Origin of the sequence: Streptomyces sp. NPDC053079, assembly GCF_044546695.1 — a bacterium.
In the GTDB taxonomy this organism is placed as follows: Bacteria; Actinomycetota; Actinomycetes; order Streptomycetales; family Streptomycetaceae; genus Streptomyces.
Window position 1 is genome coordinate 1480088 of the sequence record NZ_JBITZJ010000001.1, and the last position, 16412, is coordinate 1496499.

At 71.1% G+C, this 16412-nt stretch carries 16 protein-coding genes; 3 read left to right on the plus strand and 13 right to left on the minus strand.

The features are described from left to right. Position 1: 1 nt before the first annotated feature. The 5 genes from ACIGXW_RS06210 to ACIGXW_RS06230 all read right to left on the minus strand — a co-directional run bounded on the left by ACIGXW_RS06210 (position 2) and on the right by ACIGXW_RS06230 (position 5377). A complete protein-coding gene (locus ACIGXW_RS06210) occupies positions 2-2257 on the minus strand; it encodes a xanthine dehydrogenase family protein molybdopterin-binding subunit (RefSeq protein ID WP_399570354.1) in 2256 nt (751 codons plus the stop codon). 3 nt (positions 2258-2260) lie between these two features. Next, entirely contained in the window at positions 2261-3244 is a 984-nt protein-coding gene (locus ACIGXW_RS06215; RefSeq protein WP_399570356.1) for an FAD binding domain-containing protein, read from the minus strand. Next, complete coding sequence (locus ACIGXW_RS06220; RefSeq protein WP_071967368.1) at positions 3237-3767, minus strand: (2Fe-2S)-binding protein; 531 nt, start codon at positions 3765-3767, stop codon at positions 3237-3239. Before ACIGXW_RS06220 ends, ACIGXW_RS06215 begins: the two co-directional genes overlap by 8 nt. 202 nt (positions 3768-3969) lie before the next feature. Beyond that, the gene (locus tag ACIGXW_RS06225) at positions 3970-4188 is read right to left on the minus strand and encodes a hypothetical protein (protein WP_399570359.1); all 219 of its coding nucleotides are present in this window, start codon (positions 4186-4188) and stop codon (positions 3970-3972) included. A 367-nt stretch (positions 4189-4555) separates the two neighbouring features. Continuing rightward, positions 4556-5377: a class I SAM-dependent methyltransferase gene (locus ACIGXW_RS06230; protein ID WP_399570361.1), complete on the minus strand. Its 822-nt coding sequence runs from the start codon at positions 5375-5377 to the stop codon at positions 4556-4558. Between the two features lie 68 nt (positions 5378-5445). On the opposite strand from ACIGXW_RS06230, the gene ACIGXW_RS06235 reads away from it, so the two are divergent. Further along, complete coding sequence (locus tag ACIGXW_RS06235; protein WP_399570364.1) at positions 5446-6045, plus strand: TetR/AcrR family transcriptional regulator; 600 nt, start codon at positions 5446-5448, stop codon at positions 6043-6045. A gap of 167 nt (positions 6046-6212) precedes the next feature. Here ACIGXW_RS06235 and ACIGXW_RS06240 read toward each other — a convergent pair whose 3' ends face one another. Further along, on the minus strand, positions 6213-7700 hold the full coding sequence (locus tag ACIGXW_RS06240) for an MFS transporter (RefSeq protein ID WP_399570366.1): 1488 nt from the start codon (positions 7698-7700) through the stop codon (positions 6213-6215). 116 nt (positions 7701-7816) lie between these two features. Here ACIGXW_RS06240 and ACIGXW_RS06245 point away from each other — a divergent pair, with 116 nt between their 5' ends. Further along, entirely contained in the window at positions 7817-8389 is a 573-nt protein-coding gene (locus tag ACIGXW_RS06245) for a helix-turn-helix transcriptional regulator (protein WP_071967287.1), read from the plus strand. A gap of 557 nt (positions 8390-8946) precedes the next feature. On the opposite strand, the gene ACIGXW_RS06250 is transcribed toward ACIGXW_RS06245, so the two are convergent. The 6 genes from ACIGXW_RS06250 to ACIGXW_RS06275 all read right to left on the minus strand — a co-directional run bounded on the left by ACIGXW_RS06250 (position 8947) and on the right by ACIGXW_RS06275 (position 13730). Next, positions 8947-9648 (minus strand): aspartate/glutamate racemase family protein, encoded by a 702-nt coding sequence (locus ACIGXW_RS06250; RefSeq protein WP_399570368.1) that lies wholly within the window; start codon positions 9646-9648, stop codon positions 8947-8949. Then, complete coding sequence (locus tag ACIGXW_RS06255; protein WP_399570370.1) at positions 9645-10172, minus strand: hypothetical protein; 528 nt, start codon at positions 10170-10172, stop codon at positions 9645-9647. Before ACIGXW_RS06255 ends, ACIGXW_RS06250 begins: the two co-directional genes overlap by 4 nt. 359 nt (positions 10173-10531) lie before the next feature. After that, entirely contained in the window at positions 10532-11011 is a 480-nt protein-coding gene (locus ACIGXW_RS06260) for a hypothetical protein (RefSeq protein ID WP_399570372.1), read from the minus strand. After that, the gene (locus tag ACIGXW_RS06265) at positions 11008-11757 is read right to left on the minus strand and encodes a hypothetical protein (RefSeq protein ID WP_399570375.1); all 750 of its coding nucleotides are present in this window, start codon (positions 11755-11757) and stop codon (positions 11008-11010) included. The genes ACIGXW_RS06260 and ACIGXW_RS06265 overlap by 4 nt, the downstream gene beginning before the upstream one ends. 40 nt (positions 11758-11797) lie before the next feature. After that, positions 11798-12922, minus strand: coding sequence for an amidinotransferase (locus tag ACIGXW_RS06270; protein WP_399570377.1), 1125 nt, complete (start codon positions 12920-12922; stop codon positions 11798-11800). A gap of 184 nt (positions 12923-13106) precedes the next feature. Further along, complete coding sequence (locus ACIGXW_RS06275) at positions 13107-13730, minus strand: TetR/AcrR family transcriptional regulator (protein ID WP_399570380.1); 624 nt, start codon at positions 13728-13730, stop codon at positions 13107-13109. Between the two features lie 48 nt (positions 13731-13778). On the opposite strand from ACIGXW_RS06275, the gene ACIGXW_RS06280 reads away from it, so the two are divergent. Beyond that, entirely contained in the window at positions 13779-14327 is a 549-nt protein-coding gene (locus ACIGXW_RS06280; protein ID WP_399570383.1) for a GNAT family N-acetyltransferase, read from the plus strand. A 54-nt stretch (positions 14328-14381) separates the two neighbouring features. On the opposite strand, the gene ACIGXW_RS06285 is transcribed toward ACIGXW_RS06280, so the two are convergent. Beyond that, positions 14382-16385 carry a PE-PGRS family protein gene (locus ACIGXW_RS06285; RefSeq protein ID WP_399570386.1) on the minus strand — a complete coding sequence of 668 codons (2004 nt, stop codon included), beginning with the start codon at positions 16383-16385 and terminating at the stop codon, positions 14382-14384. Positions 16386-16412: the final 27 nt, after the last annotated feature.

Consider the following 16412-nt stretch of genomic DNA (forward strand, 5'->3'; position numbering starts at 1 on the left):
GTTACAGCAGGTCTTCGATGGTGATGGGCAGCTTGCGGACGCGTCTGCCGGTGGCGTGGTGGACGGCGTTGGCGATGGCGGCGGCCGTGGCGGAGATGCCGATCTCGCCGCAGCCCTTGGTGCCGTTGGGGTTGAGGGTGTCGGGGCCGCCGACGAAGTGCACCTCCAGGGGTGGGATGTCGGCGTTGACGGGGATGAGGTAGTCGCCGAACGTGGGGTTGGCGATGCGTCCGGTGCGGGGCTCGGTGACGGTGTCCTCCAGCAGGGCCATGCCGATGCCTCCGACGGTGCCGCCGATGAGCTGGCTGCGCGCGGTCTTCTCGTTGAGGACACGCCCACAGGCCACGGCGGTCAGCAGGCGGGCGACCCGGATGACGCCGAGGTCGGCGTCGACGTGGACTTCCGCGAACTTGGCGGCGTGCGGACCGGTGGGGACCACCGGCGCGTCCTTGTCGGGCGGCTCTGCGGTGCCTTCGGCGGTCAGCTCCTCCCGGCCGTGCCGGGTGAGGATGTCCGTATAGCTCTCGCCCCGTCCGGTGTCCTGGCGCACGATGCGGCCGTCCGCGACGCGTACGTCGTCGAGGCCGGCGCCGCGCAGTGGCGAGGCCGCGTCGTCGCCTACGAGGTCCAGGAAGGCGCGGACCAGTTCGCGGGAGGCGGCGTGGATCGCGGAGCCCAGGGCGCCGACATGGCCGGAGCCGCCGGCGGAGGGGGCTTGCGGCAGGGAACTGTCGCCGAGGACCGTACGTACCCGGTGGAAGGGGAGTCCGAGCAGCTCGGAGGCGAGCTGGGTCATCACGGTGTACGTGCCGGTGCCCAGGTCCATGCCCGCGCTCTTCACCACCGCGCCGCCGTCGCGGCTGACCGTGATCCGTGCCGTGCAGGGGCCCTGGGCGAAGAAGAACGACGTCCCGGCCATGCCGTAGCCCACCAGCAGGGATCCCCTGCGCATCGAGCGCGGCTCGGGATCGCGCCGGGACCAGCCGAACTTCTCGGCGCCGACGCGGTAGCACTCGCGCAGGCCGTTGCTCGACCAGCGCTGCCCGGTCACCGGGTGCGTCCCGGCGTAGTTGCGCAGCCGCAGTGCGACGGGGTCGATGTCCAGCTCGCGGGCGAGTTCGTCCATCGCGCTCTCCAGCGCGAACGTGCCCTGGGCCTCGCCGGGGGCGCGCATGGAGCCGGGGGCGGGGACGTTGACCTGGACCTGGACGTCGCGGGCGGAGAGGTGGGGGGCGGCGTAGTTCGACAGGGCGACCGTGGCGACGTTCTCCCAGGGGTTGGTGTCCGCGAGCGAGACGGTCTGCCAGGCCTCGTGGTCGATGGCGGTGAGCCGGCCGTCGTGTTCGGCGCCGATCCTGACGGCCTGCCGGGTGTCGGGGCGGTGCCCGATCGAGGTGAACATCTGCTTGCGGGTCAGGACGAGTTTGACGGGGCGGCCCACGTGGCGCGCGGCGACGGCGGCCAGGATGGTGTGCGGCCAGGTGCGCAGTCCCGCGCCGAAGCCGCCGCCGATGAAGGGGGCCAGGACGCGGACGCTCTCCGGGGGGATGCCGAAGGTCCTGGCGAGGTCGGTCTGCGTGCTGTTCGGGCCCTGGGTGGCGTCGTGGACGGTCAGCCGGTCGCCGTCCCAGGCGGCGACGGTGGCGAAGGGTCCCATGGGGTTGTTGGTGTTCACGGCGGTCCGGTAGGTCTGTTCGAGGCGCACCGGCGCAGTGGAGAGCGCCGTGGCGGTGTCGCCTCGTCCGCCGTCGGTTCCGAAGGGGTCCCGGACGTGCTCGGCCCGTGGATCGTCGAGATCGACCACCGGGTCGTCGGCCGTGTACTCGACCCGGACCAGCCGGGCGCCCTCGGTCGCCTGCTCGAACGTCTCGGCCACCACCACGGCGACGTTCTGGCCGTGGTGGTGGATCCGGTCGTCCTGCAACGGGGACGGCGGCGGGGGCCAGGGCAGGTCCTCGCCGCCCCTGGTCAGCCGGGGTGCGTTCGTGTGGGTGAGGACCGCCAGCACGCCCGGCGCGGCCTCGGCCGCCGTGGTGTCGACGGCGGTGACGCGCCCGGCCGCGACGGTGCTCTGCACGAGGACGGCGTGCGCGAGATCCAGGTGGTCGACGACGTCCGTGGGGTAGATGGCACGGCCGCTCACCTTGACCGGGCCGTCGACGCGGTCGACACCCGCGCCGACCACCGCCGCGGACCGGTCCTCGCCCGACTCGCCGAGGACCGGTGACGGGGTGCCGGCCGGCGCGGAACGGTCCATGGCTCACGACTCCTTCGCGAGGGTGCTCAGCATCCGTACGACGGCTCTCCTGCCGAGGTCGATCTTGAAACCGTTGTCCGGCCGTGCCACCGCACCCGCCAGGGCAGCGTCCGCGGCCGCCGCGAAGGCCTCCTCGCCCGGCGCCGCGTCCCACAGCAGCTCCTCGGCGCGGGGAACGCGCCAGGGAACGGTGCCGAGGCCGCCCACGGCCAGGTGCGCCCGGCGGATCGTCCCGTCCTCGATGACGAGGGCCGCCGCGACCGAGGCGAGGGCGAATTCGTAGCTGGCGCGGTCGCGAACCTTCAGATAGCCGGAACGGGCGCCTCGGGGCAGCAGCGGGATCTCCAGATGGGTGATCAGCTCGCCGTGTTCCAGGGCGGTCTCCACGTGCGGGGTGGAGCCGGGGAGGCGGTAGAACTCCGTCAGCGGCACCACCCGTTCCCCGTCCCGGCCCCGGACGCGCACCTCGGCGCCCAGGGCGAGCAGGGCGACGGCCGCGTCGGAGGGGTGGGTGGCGATGCAGTGCGCGCTGGTGCCCAGCACCGCGTGCGTCCGGTGGAAGCCGTCGAGCGCGCCGCAGCCGGCGCCGGGCTCCCGCTTGTTGCACGGCACGCTCGGGTCGCGGAAGTAGCGGCACCGCGTCCGCTGCAGGAGATTGCCGCCCATCGTCGCCATGTGCCGCAGCTGCGGCGTCGCCCCCATGAGCAGCGCCTCCCGCAGCAGCGGCAGTCGCTCGGCGACTACCGGGTGCCCGGCCAGCTCCTCCATCGAGACCAGTGCCCCCACGACGAGCGCGTCGCCGTCGCTCCAGACCTCGCGCAGAGGCAACCGGGTGATGTCCACCAGGCGGACGGGGCGGAGCACCTCGTCCTTCATCAGGTCCACCTGCGTGGTGCCGCCGGCGAGGTAGGCGGCGCCCGGTTCCACCGTCATCTCGGCGACCGCGCCGTCGATGGTGTCGGGCCGGGCGTAGGCGAAACTACGCATGACCTCCACCGCCCGCCACGGCCGCCTCGCGAATGGCCGCCACGATGTTGGGATAGGCGCCGCAGCGGCAGAGGTTGCCGCTCATGAACTCCCGGATGTCCTCCTCGGAGCCGGCCCGCCCTTCCTCGATCAGGCCGACGGCCGACATGATCTGTCCGGGGGTGCAGTAGCCGCACTGGAAACCGTCGTGTCTGATGAACGCCTCCTGCACCGGGTGCGGCGTACCCTCCCGCCCGAGCCCCTCGATCGTCCGCACCTCACGGCCGTCGGCGGACGCGGCGAGCGTGAGACAGGACAGCACCCGCCTCCCGTCGACGTGCACGGTGCAGGCCCCGCACTGGCCCTGGTCGCATCCCTTCTTCGTGCCCGTCAGCTTCAGCCCGTCGCGCAGGGCGTCCAGCAGGGTGGTGCGCGTGTCCACCTCGAGCCGCTGTTCGACGCCGTTCACCCGCAGGGACACCGGCACCCGGACCACCTCGTCACGCGAGCCCGCCGCCCGCGCCTCGGGGGCGGATTCGTCCATGACCACCACTCACTCTCCGTGCGCTTGCGAAGCCACTGGCCACATGCCGGCTGATGACCTATATCTGGTCTGACCTATATAGGCGCATAAGCCGGATTTCATCCGATGGGTCAGCGTGATCCTACGCACGGCCGCCTGCCGGTCGGCGGCGACACGTCGGGCCACGAGGGGGCCCAGGAAGAGGCCGGATGCGCGGCCGGCGTCAGTCCGGCGGCTCGCCGGGGGAGGGGCGGTCCGTCTTGCCGGCCGCGTCCTCGGCGCTCCGGTCCTCCTCCTTGTCGGCGGCCTTCCGCCCGACGCCCTCCGCCTTGTGCCGGTCGCCGGTGCTCCTACCGATCTCCTGGGCATGGCCCTGTCGGTCGTTGCTCGCCTGTTGGTCCTGCATGTCGCGGGGGATGCTGCCGCGGCGCCGGTCCGTCATGACGGCTGGTCCTTTCCGGGCCTGCGCTTCCCGGTTCGTTTGCCCTCCGTGTCCTGGCTCCGTCCCTCTACGCCTCCGAGGGCATCGCCGCGGGCGGTGCCGCCCTCGTTCTGGTAACCCTCGCGAGCACTGGCCGTTCCTGGGATGGTGCGCTCACGGGCGCGGCTCTCCTTGCCCGAGTGCGCCCCGGGTTCCTCTTCGCTCCGCGCTCGTTCGAAGCGATCGGAACCGGCTTTCTTGTGCTTGTCCCGGGCCATGCCGCCCACCTCCGGCTCGTACGGCTCTCCTGCCAGCCCGCCGAGGACGACGGCGGGGCCTGCCGAGTACCCCGCATGTCGCACACATATGCGCCCGTCCGTCTCGGTGGTCAGGTCGTGCCGGTTCGCGCTGCGGTGACCACGATCGTCGTGTAACGCATGGTGAAGCCGCCTCCGATCGCGTCGATGGCGGTGCCGATGCCGGTGAGAACTTCGTCCAGCTGGGCCCGTGGGAGCCGGGTATGGGCGCCGGTGGTGGGCAACTGGTCGAGCCATTCGTCCCGGGAATAGGTGCGCTCCCAGTCGAATCGCCACTGTTCCGGGCCGCCGAACGCGCCCGTCTCCCGTATCCCGTCGGCCGCTTTGCTGCACAACGCCGTGTACCCGTCGACTCCGCTCGCCCATCGGGCGGCAAGCGAGTCGGGCAGCACCCGGCGGTAGACCGCGGAGAAGGCCTCCGCCACGTCGGACGAGGGCTGGAACCCGTTCCAGAACACGGCCAGCCGGCCACCGGGTCGCAGCGCCAGGGCCGCTTTCGCCGCGCCCGCGACGGGGTCCACCCAGTGCCAGGTCTGCCCGGAGACGACCGCATCGAATGTGCGGCCGACAGGGTCCCAGGTCTCGAACGCCGCGACCTCGACCTCGGTCCCGTGCTGTCGCGCGTACTCGGCCATTCGTTCGTCGACCTCGACCCCGAGTACCCGGCAGCCGGCCGCTTGGAATTGGCGGCCCGCTATGCCGGTACCGATGCCGACGTCGAGGACGTCGGGCCCGGGGCTGGCGGCGACGATCGCCGCCACCATCGCATCCGGGTAGCGGGGCCGGGTCCGGTCGTATCGTTCGGGGTCCGAGCCGAACGACCTTGCCAGTTCCCGGGCTTGGTGAGGCTCGCGTTCGGAGGGAGGCGTCCGCTCCGGCGGTAAAGTGGGCATGCGCCCACTATGGTGGGCATCTGCCCACTCGTCAACGGATGGGCTCACGAGACAGGGAGGGTTGGCAGATGCCGACAGGGGTGGCTCTGCGCGACGCGCGCGAGCAGTTGTTCAACGCCGCCGAGCGCGTCCTGCTCCGGGACGGTCCCCACGCGCTGACCAGCCGGGCGGTCACCACCGAGGCAGGCTGCGCCAAAGGCGTCCTGCACCGGCACTTCACCGACTTCGACGCCTTCCTCGCCGATCTCGTACTCGACCGCATCGCCCGGCTCGACAGCCGAGCCGCCGCCCTGCGCGACGCCGCCGGGACCGGCACCGTCACCGGCAACCTCGCCCACGCGCTGACGGACCTGTTCGAGTCGGTGGCCGTGGCCGTCGTCGGCCTCATCACCTCCCGCGATGAACTACGCGCGCGGCTCCGCCGGTCCACACCGACCGGCATCCCGGTACTGACGGAAGCCGCAGCCATGATCGCCGCCTACCTCACCGCCGAGCGGGAATTGGGCCGCATCACAGCGGATGCCGATGTCGACACGCTCGCCCCTACGCTGATCGGAGCCGGGCATTTGATCTTCGCCGACCGGAAGGGCGTCCCGCCGGAGCCCGGCGCCGTCCAAAAGGTCGTGACCACGGTCATGGCCGGCGTCGTGCGAGAGCCGCGGCCGTAGCGAGCTGCGGAGGGAGCTTCTGCGCACGGCCACGAGACCCCGCTGCCCGGCTCGCCGCCCGCACACCGGCGGGTGACCATGGGGGAGTAGTACGGGACCGGTCCGGACCGGAGCCCGGCAGGAGGCTGCCGCTTCCCGCTCGCGGGCACCGCGGCGGCTCTGTCCGACTACTTCGCGGCCCTGTCCGTATCGGCGTGAGCACCGCGGTCGGCCACGCGTGGTGAACGTCCCTGCAGATCACCGCCCGGCAGGGACGCCAGGCCGGCGGTGTCCGACTTCGGCCGCGAAGCGTAGGCGACGTAGAAGAGGAATATTCCGCAGACGGCGACCAGGTACCAGCCTGGACGGGACGCGTGCGCGAGCTCCGTCGGACCGACTGTCCCGACCAGGCCGCCGGCGATGGCGATACCGATCGCAGAGCCGAACTGGCGCGCGGTGGACGTGATCGCTCCGGCCACCCCGGCACGGCTGCGAGGCAGTCCGCTCACCGCGGTGTTGGTGAGCGGCGCGTTGGCGAAGCCGAACCCGATGCCGATGAGCAAGTAGGCCAGCAGGAGCAGGAGTACGCTCGTGTGCTCGTCGAGTCCGGCCAGGCAGAGTCCACCGACCGTGATGAAGCCGCCCGCCAGGGCAAGCGGCAGCCGCGGTCCGAGGCGACCGACCAGACGGCCGGACCAGGGCGCGCAGAGGGTCGCGCCGACGGCCATGGGCAGGGTCGCCGAGCCGGCGGCCAGCGGCGTCCAACCCCGGGTGTGCTGCAGGTAGAGGGTGTTGAGCAGCAGTGTCACGTTCAGGACGACGAAGACCGCCACGGCGCCCAGGACCGCGCTGCTGAAGACCGGACTCCGGAAGAGCCGTGGATCCATCAGCGGCTCGTGGCGGCGGGACTCAACCCGCACGAATGCGACCGTCGCGACGGCGGCGAGCGCGTACATGGCCAGCGCCGCGGGCGAGGTCCAGCCCATGCGCGGCCCCTCGATGAGGACGCCGACGGAGATCCCGATGACCACGGTCAGCAGGGCCTGACCCGGAAGGTCGAGCCGCTGCGCCCGCTGTGCCCGCGACTCGGGCACGAACACCGCGACGAGCACGAGCGCGGCCACGATGACCGGCACGTTGATCCAGAACACCGACCGCCAGCCGAATTCCGCGATGAGCGCGCCGCCCGTGACAGGGCCGGCGGCCATGCTGAGCCCGAAGACCGACGCCCAGACACCGATCGCCTGCGCTCGCTCCCTCGGGTCGGGCATCGCGTTCACCACGATCGCCAGAGCCACGGGACTGAGCATCGAGGCACCGATTCCCTGGACCGCACGGGCCGCGATGAGCGCGCCCGCCGAAGGGGCGACCGCACAGAGCAGCGAGGCCGCACCGAACACCACCAACCCCACCCGGAACACCCGCCGGCGCCCGAACCGGTCCGCCAGCGCACCGGAGGACATCAGGAGAGCGGCCAGGACCAGGGTGTACGAGTCCACGGTCCATTCGAGGCCGCGCGTCCCGACACCCAGGCCCTCCCCGATCGCGGGCAGGCCCACGTTGACGATGGTGGTGTCCAGGCCCACCAGGAACATGCTCAGACAGCAGACGGCCAGCACCGTCCAGCGCCTGCGCGCACTCAGAACGGGCTGAACAGCCTGAATCGTCTCGGGCACGGGCTTCACGGGCTTCACGGGCTACCTCTCAACATCCGGAATCATCTGCCCGCCAAGGCTCCGGCCAGACGACGCCCGCAGCCCAGCAATTTTGCGAAAGCTGCAAAAATGGATCCATGGACAAGGACCTGGAGCAGATACTCGACGCCATCGGGCCCCGGCTGCGCGCGCTGCGCCGGGACCGCGGCCTCACGCTGGAGGCGCTCGCGGCCAAGACCGGGATCTCGGTGAGCACGCTGTCCCGTCTCGAATCGGGCAAACGGCGCCCGACCCTGGAGCTGCTCATTCCCCTCGCGCGCACGCACCGCATCGCGCTCGACCAACTGGTGGCCGCACCCGCCAGCGGCGACCCCCGGGTGCATCTCCAGCCCTTGCACAAAGAGAACGGCAACACCCTCGTGCCCTTGACGCAGTATCCGGGCCGGGTCCAGGTGTTCAAGCAGGTACTGGCTCCCCGCGAGCCGAAGCTGGTGACCCACGACGGCTACGAGTGGCTCTACGTCCTCGCCGGCGAGCTGCGCCTCATTCTCGGAGAGAACGAACTCACGCTCCGCCCCGGTGAAGTGGCCGAGTTCGACACCGGAGAACCCCACTGGTTCGGTCCCGCGAACACGAGCTCCGTGGAGATCCTGCACCTGTTCGGGCCACGGGGCGACCAGGCCGTCGTCCGCGCGAGGCCCTCTGCGTAGGAGGTGGGGTGTGGTTGGGGGCCGGTGTGGCCGATGTGGTGCGCCTGGTTCCCGGCCAACTCTGCCCTGGCACTACCGGGTGCTCGTATCGATGGGTAGCGTCGCCCCTCGCAGTGGTCGAACACGACATCGAAAAGGAGGACCCATGAGGTTCCGTTCCTCTGTCGCGGCCGTCGGCGTATCCCTCGCCCTTGCGGGCGGGGTCGCGGTGAGCGCGGCGACGCCTGCTTCCGCGTCCGGCAGCACCACCGCGTCTCCCGCCTCTTCCCCCTCTTCCTCCTCTGCCTTCTCTTGCGGCGTTTGGCGGTACGAGAGGGGCACCAAGGGGCATGGCGCCTCGATCACGTGCCACGGCAGCTCGTTCACCGGGTACGCCGTCTGCCATCAGCCCAATGGCGACTGGTACGTCCGCTTCGGGAACCGCGCTCGTTCCGGTGGCACGTCGATCATGTGGTGCGACCTGAACGCGGAGGTCGCCGACGCCGGCGCGTTCCCCAGCTGATCGCCCGCAGGATTCACGCCATGCCCGTGCAAGCGGACGAGCCTGACGGGTGCGCTCACACGGCGTATTCGGCGAGAGCCGCGTCGACCGCCGCCTCGGCGTGGAGGCGGGCGGTGGGGAAGACCGGTACGGGGCTGTCCTCGGGTCCGATGAGGAGCTCGATCTCGGTACACCCCAGGATGACCCCCTCGGCGCCCTCCGCGACGAGGTCCTCGACGACCCGGCGGTAGGCCGCACGCGACTCCTCGCGCACGACGCCCAGGCAGAGCTCCTCGTAGATCACCCGGTGTACGAGCGCACGCCCCTCGGAGTCCGGGACGCGGACGTCGAGACCGCCCGCCGTCAGGCGGCCCCGGTAGAAGTCCTGTTCCATGGTGAACGCGGTGCCCAGAAGCCCCACCCGGCGCAGCCCCGCCGCGCGGACGGCGGCGGCGGTGGCGTCCGCGAGGTGCAGCAGCGGGACCGAGACCGCCGCCTCGACGGAGTCCGCGACCTTGTGCATGGTGTTGGTGCAGATGAGCAGCAGGTCGGCGCCGGCCGCCTCCAACGACCGGGCGGCGCCGGCCAGTACCTCGCCCGCCTCTGCCCAGCGGCCCTGGACCTGCAACTGCTCGATCTCCGCGAAGTCCACGGAATGGAGCACGCAGCGGGCCGAGTGGAGACCGCCGAGCCGCTCGCGCGTCCGCTCGTTGAGGATGCGGTAGTACTCCGCGGTCGACTCCCAACTCATCCCGCCGATCAGCCCGATCGTCTTCATGCCCGTATCCACGCTCGTGTCTCTCCTGCTCCTCGGACGTCATTGCGTACGCGCCACCATAAGGCGAATAGCGGATATCCCGCACCCCTATAAGTATTCCTTTGATGCGGTCGTGGCGTGGCGGCGCGCAGCGAGACTCCCCGAAAATACGTGCCATGTTCGCCGGGATGATCCAGCCGCATCCCGGCGGGTACGGCCCCCAGGGCCCGCGTCACCTCCTGGTGCGGGTGACCGAAGAGGTCGATGCCCTGCCAGACGACGGGTGCAGTGGCCGAAGTGCGCGGTGCGTCGCCGATCCGGTCGAGAACGAAGCAGTCCATCCCCGCCTCGCGCCCTCCTCCGACCAGCAGGGAGACACCCCCGTACTCGGCGGTGAACGCCCAGTCCAGCCCGCACACCCATGTCTCCCGCACATCGCACAAAGTGGCGACGGCCCATTGCGCAGGGCGTTCGGCCATCCCGAAGGACAGCGTTCCGGCGCCGTGGGGCAGAACGATCCCCGTCCGGGGCAGCAGCTCGAACATCCCGCCGACGGTACCCGCACCAGGCGCCGCACGGGCCGACGGGACCGCCCAGTCGGCCGTCTTGGACGGCCATGCGTCGGCCGTATGCGGGGTGCCGAATAGTTGCTTGATCGAAACCCGTTCGACAGCATGGCGCCCATGCGACGCCATGAACACGCCGAACCTATGGCGCTACGCGCCATGCAGGATCTGGCCACCCGAACCTTCCCGGCGACCGGCTGCCGGCACATAGGTGACCTCAGCCCCGTGGCACCTGGACTCACCGGGCCCCCTTCGCCTGCCGGAAGGGCCGGACGAGTACCTGACGTCGGCAGGCTCAGGGTTCCGCCACCCGTGCTCCGAGATTCAGGAGCACGTCGTCAGATGCGGTGGACCGTGTGGAGGGAGTCCGCGTAGATGCCGGGGGAGTCCAGGGTGGAGGAGCCCGAGACGTCGGCCATCGTCGGGCCGTCGCAGCTCTTGCGGCTGGACAGGAAGCGCCGCTTGCCCGCCTTGTCCAGGCCGAGGTAGATGCCCACGTGGTCGACGGCGTACTCGTCCGGTTCCACCGGCCACTCCTCCTTGTCGTTGACGTCGAACAGGACCAGGTCGCCTGGCTGCAGCAGGGGCATGGCCGGCGCGGTGGTGCTGTCCTTCGCCCGTTGGCCGATGCGGAAGTCGGGGTCGGCGTCCTCGAACTCGGCGGTGAAGCCCGCCGGTTCCGGGCCGGCCGAGGGCCACGCCTTGATCTGTGCCGTCGCGCCCTTGCGGAGCACCCGGATCTTCCACTTGCTGTGCGCTTTCACGGCCGTGGCGAGCGGGCCGGCCGTGGCCAGCACCGTGGCTTTGCCGCCGGTCACCTTCTCGACGCGCAGGTCGACCTCGCCCTTCGTGGTGAAGGAGAGGCGGGCCGGTAGTGAGTGCTGGTGGCGGTGTCGCTGCGGTAGCCGAAGAGCAGGGCGTGCGAGCAGGCGTTGCCGGTGGGCACCTTGTCGAAGGCGGCCTCGCAGGTGACGTCGACGTCGGTTATCTGGTCGTCGGTCAAGGTGGCGTAACGGCCCGCTTCCGTGTCCTTGAGGACCATGGTCGCCGCCCCGCGCCGGACCGCGAAGTCGGTGTTGCCGGCCGTCCCCCCGAACACGCTCCAGGAGCCGCCGGCCGGCGAGGTGCCCCAGCCGGGCTTCAGCCGCTTGCCGGCTTCGAGCGCAGGGTCGGGGACCAGCCGGTCGAAGACGTCGGCGAACGGCTGCTTGTTCTCCGTGAAGGTCCGCTCCGGTCCGGACACGAGCACGGTACGGGCCCCCTTGGTCAGTACGGCGACCCGCTCCTGCCCGTGCCGGATCTCCGTACGGCTGGGCGTGCCCGGCAGTAACGCCGTGGTCAGTTCGCCGAGGGTGGCGCGGGTGAAGGCGGCCGTGTCGTACGGAGTTCCGGTGAAGGTCATCGAAGAGCGCGGGCCGGTCATCGCGGCCGTGGCGGAGGAAGCGTTCGTGCGCGATGCGGCCACCGTGGCCGCGCGGGCCGAGGACGCGGTCAGGCCGGTCAGCGGGACCGCGGCCGAGGCGGCGAGGGCTCCGAGAAGTCTGCGGCGGGAAGTATCGATCATGATCACATGATGCCCATGGGCGACCAGGCGGGTGCGTCGATCAGTCGCAATACGATTCGAGCGTTCCGCGACGCCGGATGTCGAGCGTCGCGCAGTGGAACGAGCCGCCGAACGGCGCGTAGTTCAGCAGGGCGCACGGGATCGGCTCGAAGCCCCATTTCTCGAGCGCGCGCAGCATGGTGGTGTGGTGCCGCTCCACCACCACCCGTTCGCCATCGATCACGAGTACGTTCATGCTGAGCCACTTGCCGCACAGCGAGGTGAGCTTGAGCAGGTGCCTGTCGAGCGGGTCGGGCTCGGGGGCGATCAGTATGTCCCATGAGCGCACGACGTCGGGCAGGCGGTCGACGTCGATGTATTCGGGATTGACCAGGACCTTGCCGGGCGAGAGCGGGAGGAACGTCGTGTCGATGTGCATGGGCCGACGGCAGCGACTCTCGATCTCGTGGATGCGGTAGCCAGGTCCGAGATGGCGGCGCAACCACTCGATGCCCATGAGGTTGGTGACGTTGCTCCGCGTCACGAACACGTCGCGTCCCGCGCGCACGAAATCCGCCGCGTCGAACACCGGCTCGAACTCGGTGAGGATGTAGCGCAAGGGCTCGCCGGCTTCGGGGACGCGGAAATCCTTCTCGAACAGTGCGTCGGTGAGCTCCGGCTTCGGTGCCGCCGTCCAGCGCGCACCGCGCCGGAAGTAGTCCTTGAGGATCGTGCGGTAGGGGTGGGTGTCGAAATACCGGCACGGCCATGCCATCGGGGTCTCGATGATCTCGTCGCCGATCACCAGCATGCTGTCGCGGGGACAGGCGCTGGTGAAACCGCGTGACGACCAGTCAGGGGTACTGAAGCGGTGCCTGTGGTCGACCACGTCCGGGCGCCTGACCGTGATGCCCAGGGACTGCAGGAGCGTGATGAACTGATCGAGCTCCTGCTGCGCCCGCTCGATCAGCATGCGCGGATACCTCAGCCCGGAGGCGAGCCCCTGCATCCGCGCCGCCCATGGTGGGAGGTTGCAGGCCACGACGGGGTGGTCGGAGGGGATCGTCGAGCCGTCCAGGCGTCCGACGATGGTCTCTTCCAGGGGGTCCCACTCGTTGTGCGAATTGACCGGCGAAACGAGGGGTTCTGTGGCGTCGGCGGTCGTGGCCGCCGGCACCGAGGTCACGCGTGATCCCCGACCCGCGCGTGGTCCCCGGCCCACGCGCGGGCGTTGTCGTCTGCCGCCGTCGGAATGCCGGGCCTCTGCATCTGCACTGCCGCCATGCTCAACCGCTTTCGGTCGCAGAAGTCAGTGACTCAGTGTATCCAGCGCATCGCTGTAAGTGAAAGTACGGGTGTCGGTCTGCTTGTCAGGACGGGGTCGCGCTCTCGCCGCGCGCCGGCGTCGGCGGTGAAGCCAGTGACGTCAGATAGTCGTCGAGGAGCTCGACCTGGTGATGGGGTGGGAACGCCGTGGGGTTGAACAGGGCCTGGACCACCAGCCCGAGTGCGAAGGACTGGGCGCCGGCCGCGATGCGCGCCGGGTCTCCGGCGGGCAGTTCACCGAGTTGCTGGGCCGCGGCGACCAGGTCGCGCAGCTTGTCGCGGCTCTGCGCGTACCTGCGGGCGTGGTCGCCGCTCAAGGCGGGGTCGGCGAGCGCGACGTCCCAGGAGGACACCCAGATCCGGTTGGCGTCGGTGGCCTCGGCGGTCAGCGGCAGGACGTCGAGCATGGCGCTTCGCACGGCGGACAGGCCCGCCCCGGCAGCGCGCCGGGGGCGGGAGGCGCTGCGCTGTTCGAGCAGGTCGAGGGCGTGCGCGACCAGGTCGCGCTTGGCGGGGAAGTAGTGGGTGAGCAGGCCGGTGGTGGCGCCGAGTTCGGCGGCGACGGCGCGCAGGGTCAGCCCGCCGAAGCCGTGCGCGGCCAGTACCCGCCAGACCGCCTCGGAGACGTCGCGGCGACGGGCTTCGTGGTCCCCCTTGGTGCGTGGCATGCTGCTACGGTACATAACCGTAACGCTTGTTATGCGAATGGGGTCACCATGTTTTCCCTCCCGCTGCGGGACGACGCCAGCCTCGAGCCGCTGGAGATATGGCACGCCGAGGAGTTCGCCGCCCACCTGGACCGGGCCCGCGACCACATCCGGCCGTGGGTCGGAGCGGCGTTCGTCACCGATGACCTCGACGGAGCACGGGCCACACTCCGCCGGTACGCGGAGCGACAGGCCGCGGACGGCGCTCGCCTGTACGGCATCCGGCTCGACGGCAAGCTGGTCGGCGGCGTGATGTTCACCGACTTCAGCACCGCCTCGGGCTCCTGCGAGATCGGATGCTGGCTCGAACCCGTCGCCGAGGGCCGAGGCCTGGTGACCCAGGCCTGCCGCGCCTTGCTGGACTGGGCGTTCACCTCCCGGGGGCTGCATCGCGCCGAGTGGCACTGCCGGGCCGACAACGAACGAAGCTCAGCGGTGGCCGAGCGACTCGGCATGACGCTCGAGGGCGTACGGCGCCAGTCCTGGCCCTACGGAGGCGCCCGCCACGACAAGCAGACCTGGGCGATCCTCGCCCCCGAATGGCAAGCCCATCGGTGACCACCCCGTCAGGCGACCTGCGGCGGCAACCGCCGCAGGTGCTTGAAGGGAGACCTACACGGCTTCCGGTTCGTGCCGATCCGGCTCCGTCATCCAGCGCATGACGGCGAGGGACAGCGCGGGGTTGCGGGCCGCATCGCCCGCGGTAGCGGGGTCCGCCAGTAGACGGACCAGCGCGCGTGCCGGCAGCTGAGGGTACCGGGCCGCCGCAGCACACACTTGCTCACTCGGGTCGTCGAGCAGCCGGACCGCCGCGGCGACGGACAGCCGGGGGTCGGTCGCGGCCCGCCGCCGCACACCCGCGTCGGCGTCCCGGCTGAAGCGCTCCACCAGCTCAGGGGTGGACTCCGGGTCGTCCAGGGCCAGTTGCCGCATGCGCGGGTCCGGGTCGTCGGCGTACCGCAAGAGGCCCTGGCGCGGGAAATGCGGGTGCGTACGCGGCCGCCCGGGGTGGGAGAGACTGCCGTCCCACCAGCTCCACACCTCCAGCAGCATGTCGGCCGGGGCGTCGTCACAGGATTCGGCGAGGAAGAGGCGTACGACACGGTCCTCGTCCCGGGCCAGGAGCTCGACCGCGTCCGGGGGAAGGCGCCTGGCGCGGGCGGCGCTGCTGCGCACCAGCAGGTGGGAGGAGGCGGCGCAGCGACGCATCGCCTCGGGGTCGTCGTGAAGCGCCCTGACCCAGGCGAGCTCCCGGCGCATCCCGCGTGGGTCGATGTCGACGCGGACGGCGGCGCGCTGCTCCTCGGTGAGGTCGGGCCGTATGGACACCTGGAACCGTACGTCGTCGTCCTCGTCGTCGGCGAGGGCGGCGACGAGGTCCGGGTCCAGGTGCGGGTTCGACGCGAGGGCGCGGCGCAGGCAGAGGTCGTCGTGCGTGGCGAGGTGTTCGGCCAGGTCGCGGGTGAGGCGGCACTCCTCGGCCGCGCGACGGGCCAGGTGGAGCAGTGTGTCGAAGGCGGCGCGGGTCATCGGCCGGTCCTGGTGATGGCGCAGGGTCGCCGCTTCGCGGACCTGGTGCTCGGGGTCTACGAGCAGCTTTGCCCGCGCCCGGGGGTCCAGGCGCTGCCAGGAGGAGCGGCAGATTCCCGCCCGTACGCGTGGGTCGGCGTCGGTGACGAGCGCTGCGGCGAGCCGGGTGGGCAGACCGGGCAGACAGGCGGCCTCCGCGCGGATCCGGGCGTCGGGGTCGGTGGCGAGCCTCGCGTACCCGGCGTCGGTCAGGCCGGCGCGTGCGTTCTCGGCGAGCATGGCGAGCTGGAGGAGGCGCTTGGGGTCCTGTTCGTCGAGCAGCAGCCGGTCCCACTGCTCGGCCGTCAGGTCCTGCCGGATGTCGGCGAGCGCCCCTCGTACCTGCCACGACGGGTGATCGACGGCGGCGTCGATCACTGCGGGCGGGAGGTCGCGCCAGAAGTGGTGCGACGTCAGGCCCGTCAGGCGCAGCAGCACCTCCTCCGTCGCCGCCTCGTGGAACGCCAGTCCGTTCGCCCACACCTGGCGCAACCGCTCCGTGGGCCGGAGCCCGTGGACCAGCGAGTCCCAGGCGGCCTCCCGCTCCTCGGGGGTCTCCCGCGCCTCGGCTCGCGCAGCCTCTTCCTGCCACTCCTCGATACGGTCCACGGCGACGAGCCGGACCTCGCACTCCTCGGAGGTCACTCCGAGCACAGCCTTCCCATCGGTCGAAGCCGTGACGAACTCCGGCCGTCCGGAGTGGTCATCCAGAACTCCCGCGAGGTTCCCATGCGCGGTGAGCCGTACGCGCGTCCACTGCCGGGGCCTGTCGCAGCCGCAGGTGCGGGTGGCGGCGACATCGATGAGAAACGCGCCGTCCTCACCGATTACCTTGCGCTCGACCGCCAGCCGGTGCCACCGCGCGTTCAGCTCGGCGACCAGGTCGGGACGGTCCCGCCGTACGGACACGATCGGCCCGGCCCCGTGAGCCATGACCGCCCGCCAGGCGGCGCGTGGCGGCAGTACGTCCCCGGCCCGCCCGTCGCCCACGGTCTCCAGCCCGGCGCGCTCCAGCAGTTCCGGCAGTCCATCTCTTCCGCACGTCATGGGGGTCCATCCTGCTCGGGCGGCACC

Excerpts from the sequence above, each read along its gene's own strand:
- ACIGXW_RS06235 (WP_399570364.1), top strand. The coding sequence starts at position 5,446 with ATGCCGACAGGGGTGGCTCTGCGCGACGCGCGCGAGCAGTTGTTCAAC.
- ACIGXW_RS06215 (WP_399570356.1), bottom strand. The coding sequence starts at position 3,244 with ATGCGTAGTTTCGCCTACGCCCGGCCCGACACCATCGACGGCGCGGTC.
- ACIGXW_RS06210 (WP_399570354.1), bottom strand. The coding sequence starts at position 2,257 with ATGGACCGTTCCGCGCCGGCCGGCACCCCGTCACCGGTCCTCGGCGAG.
- ACIGXW_RS06280 (WP_399570383.1), top strand. The coding sequence starts at position 13,779 with ATGTTTTCCCTCCCGCTGCGGGACGACGCCAGCCTCGAGCCGCTGGAG.
- ACIGXW_RS06285 (WP_399570386.1), bottom strand. The coding sequence starts at position 16,385 with ATGACGTGCGGAAGAGATGGACTGCCGGAACTGCTGGAGCGCGCCGGG.
- ACIGXW_RS06220 (WP_071967368.1), bottom strand. The coding sequence starts at position 3,767 with ATGGACGAATCCGCCCCCGAGGCGCGGGCGGCGGGCTCGCGTGACGAG.
- ACIGXW_RS06255 (WP_399570370.1), bottom strand. The coding sequence starts at position 10,172 with ATGTTCGAGCTGCTGCCCCGGACGGGGATCGTTCTGCCCCACGGCGCC.
- ACIGXW_RS06275 (WP_399570380.1), bottom strand. The coding sequence starts at position 13,730 with ATGCCACGCACCAAGGGGGACCACGAAGCCCGTCGCCGCGACGTCTCC.
- ACIGXW_RS06230 (WP_399570361.1), bottom strand. The coding sequence starts at position 5,377 with ATGCCCACTTTACCGCCGGAGCGGACGCCTCCCTCCGAACGCGAGCCT.
- ACIGXW_RS06265 (WP_399570375.1), bottom strand. The coding sequence starts at position 11,757 with ATGATCGATACTTCCCGCCGCAGACTTCTCGGAGCCCTCGCCGCCTCG.
- ACIGXW_RS06250 (WP_399570368.1), bottom strand. The coding sequence starts at position 9,648 with ATGAAGACGATCGGGCTGATCGGCGGGATGAGTTGGGAGTCGACCGCG.
- ACIGXW_RS06225 (WP_399570359.1), bottom strand. The coding sequence starts at position 4,188 with ATGACGGACCGGCGCCGCGGCAGCATCCCCCGCGACATGCAGGACCAA.
- ACIGXW_RS06245 (WP_071967287.1), top strand. The coding sequence starts at position 7,817 with ATGGACAAGGACCTGGAGCAGATACTCGACGCCATCGGGCCCCGGCTG.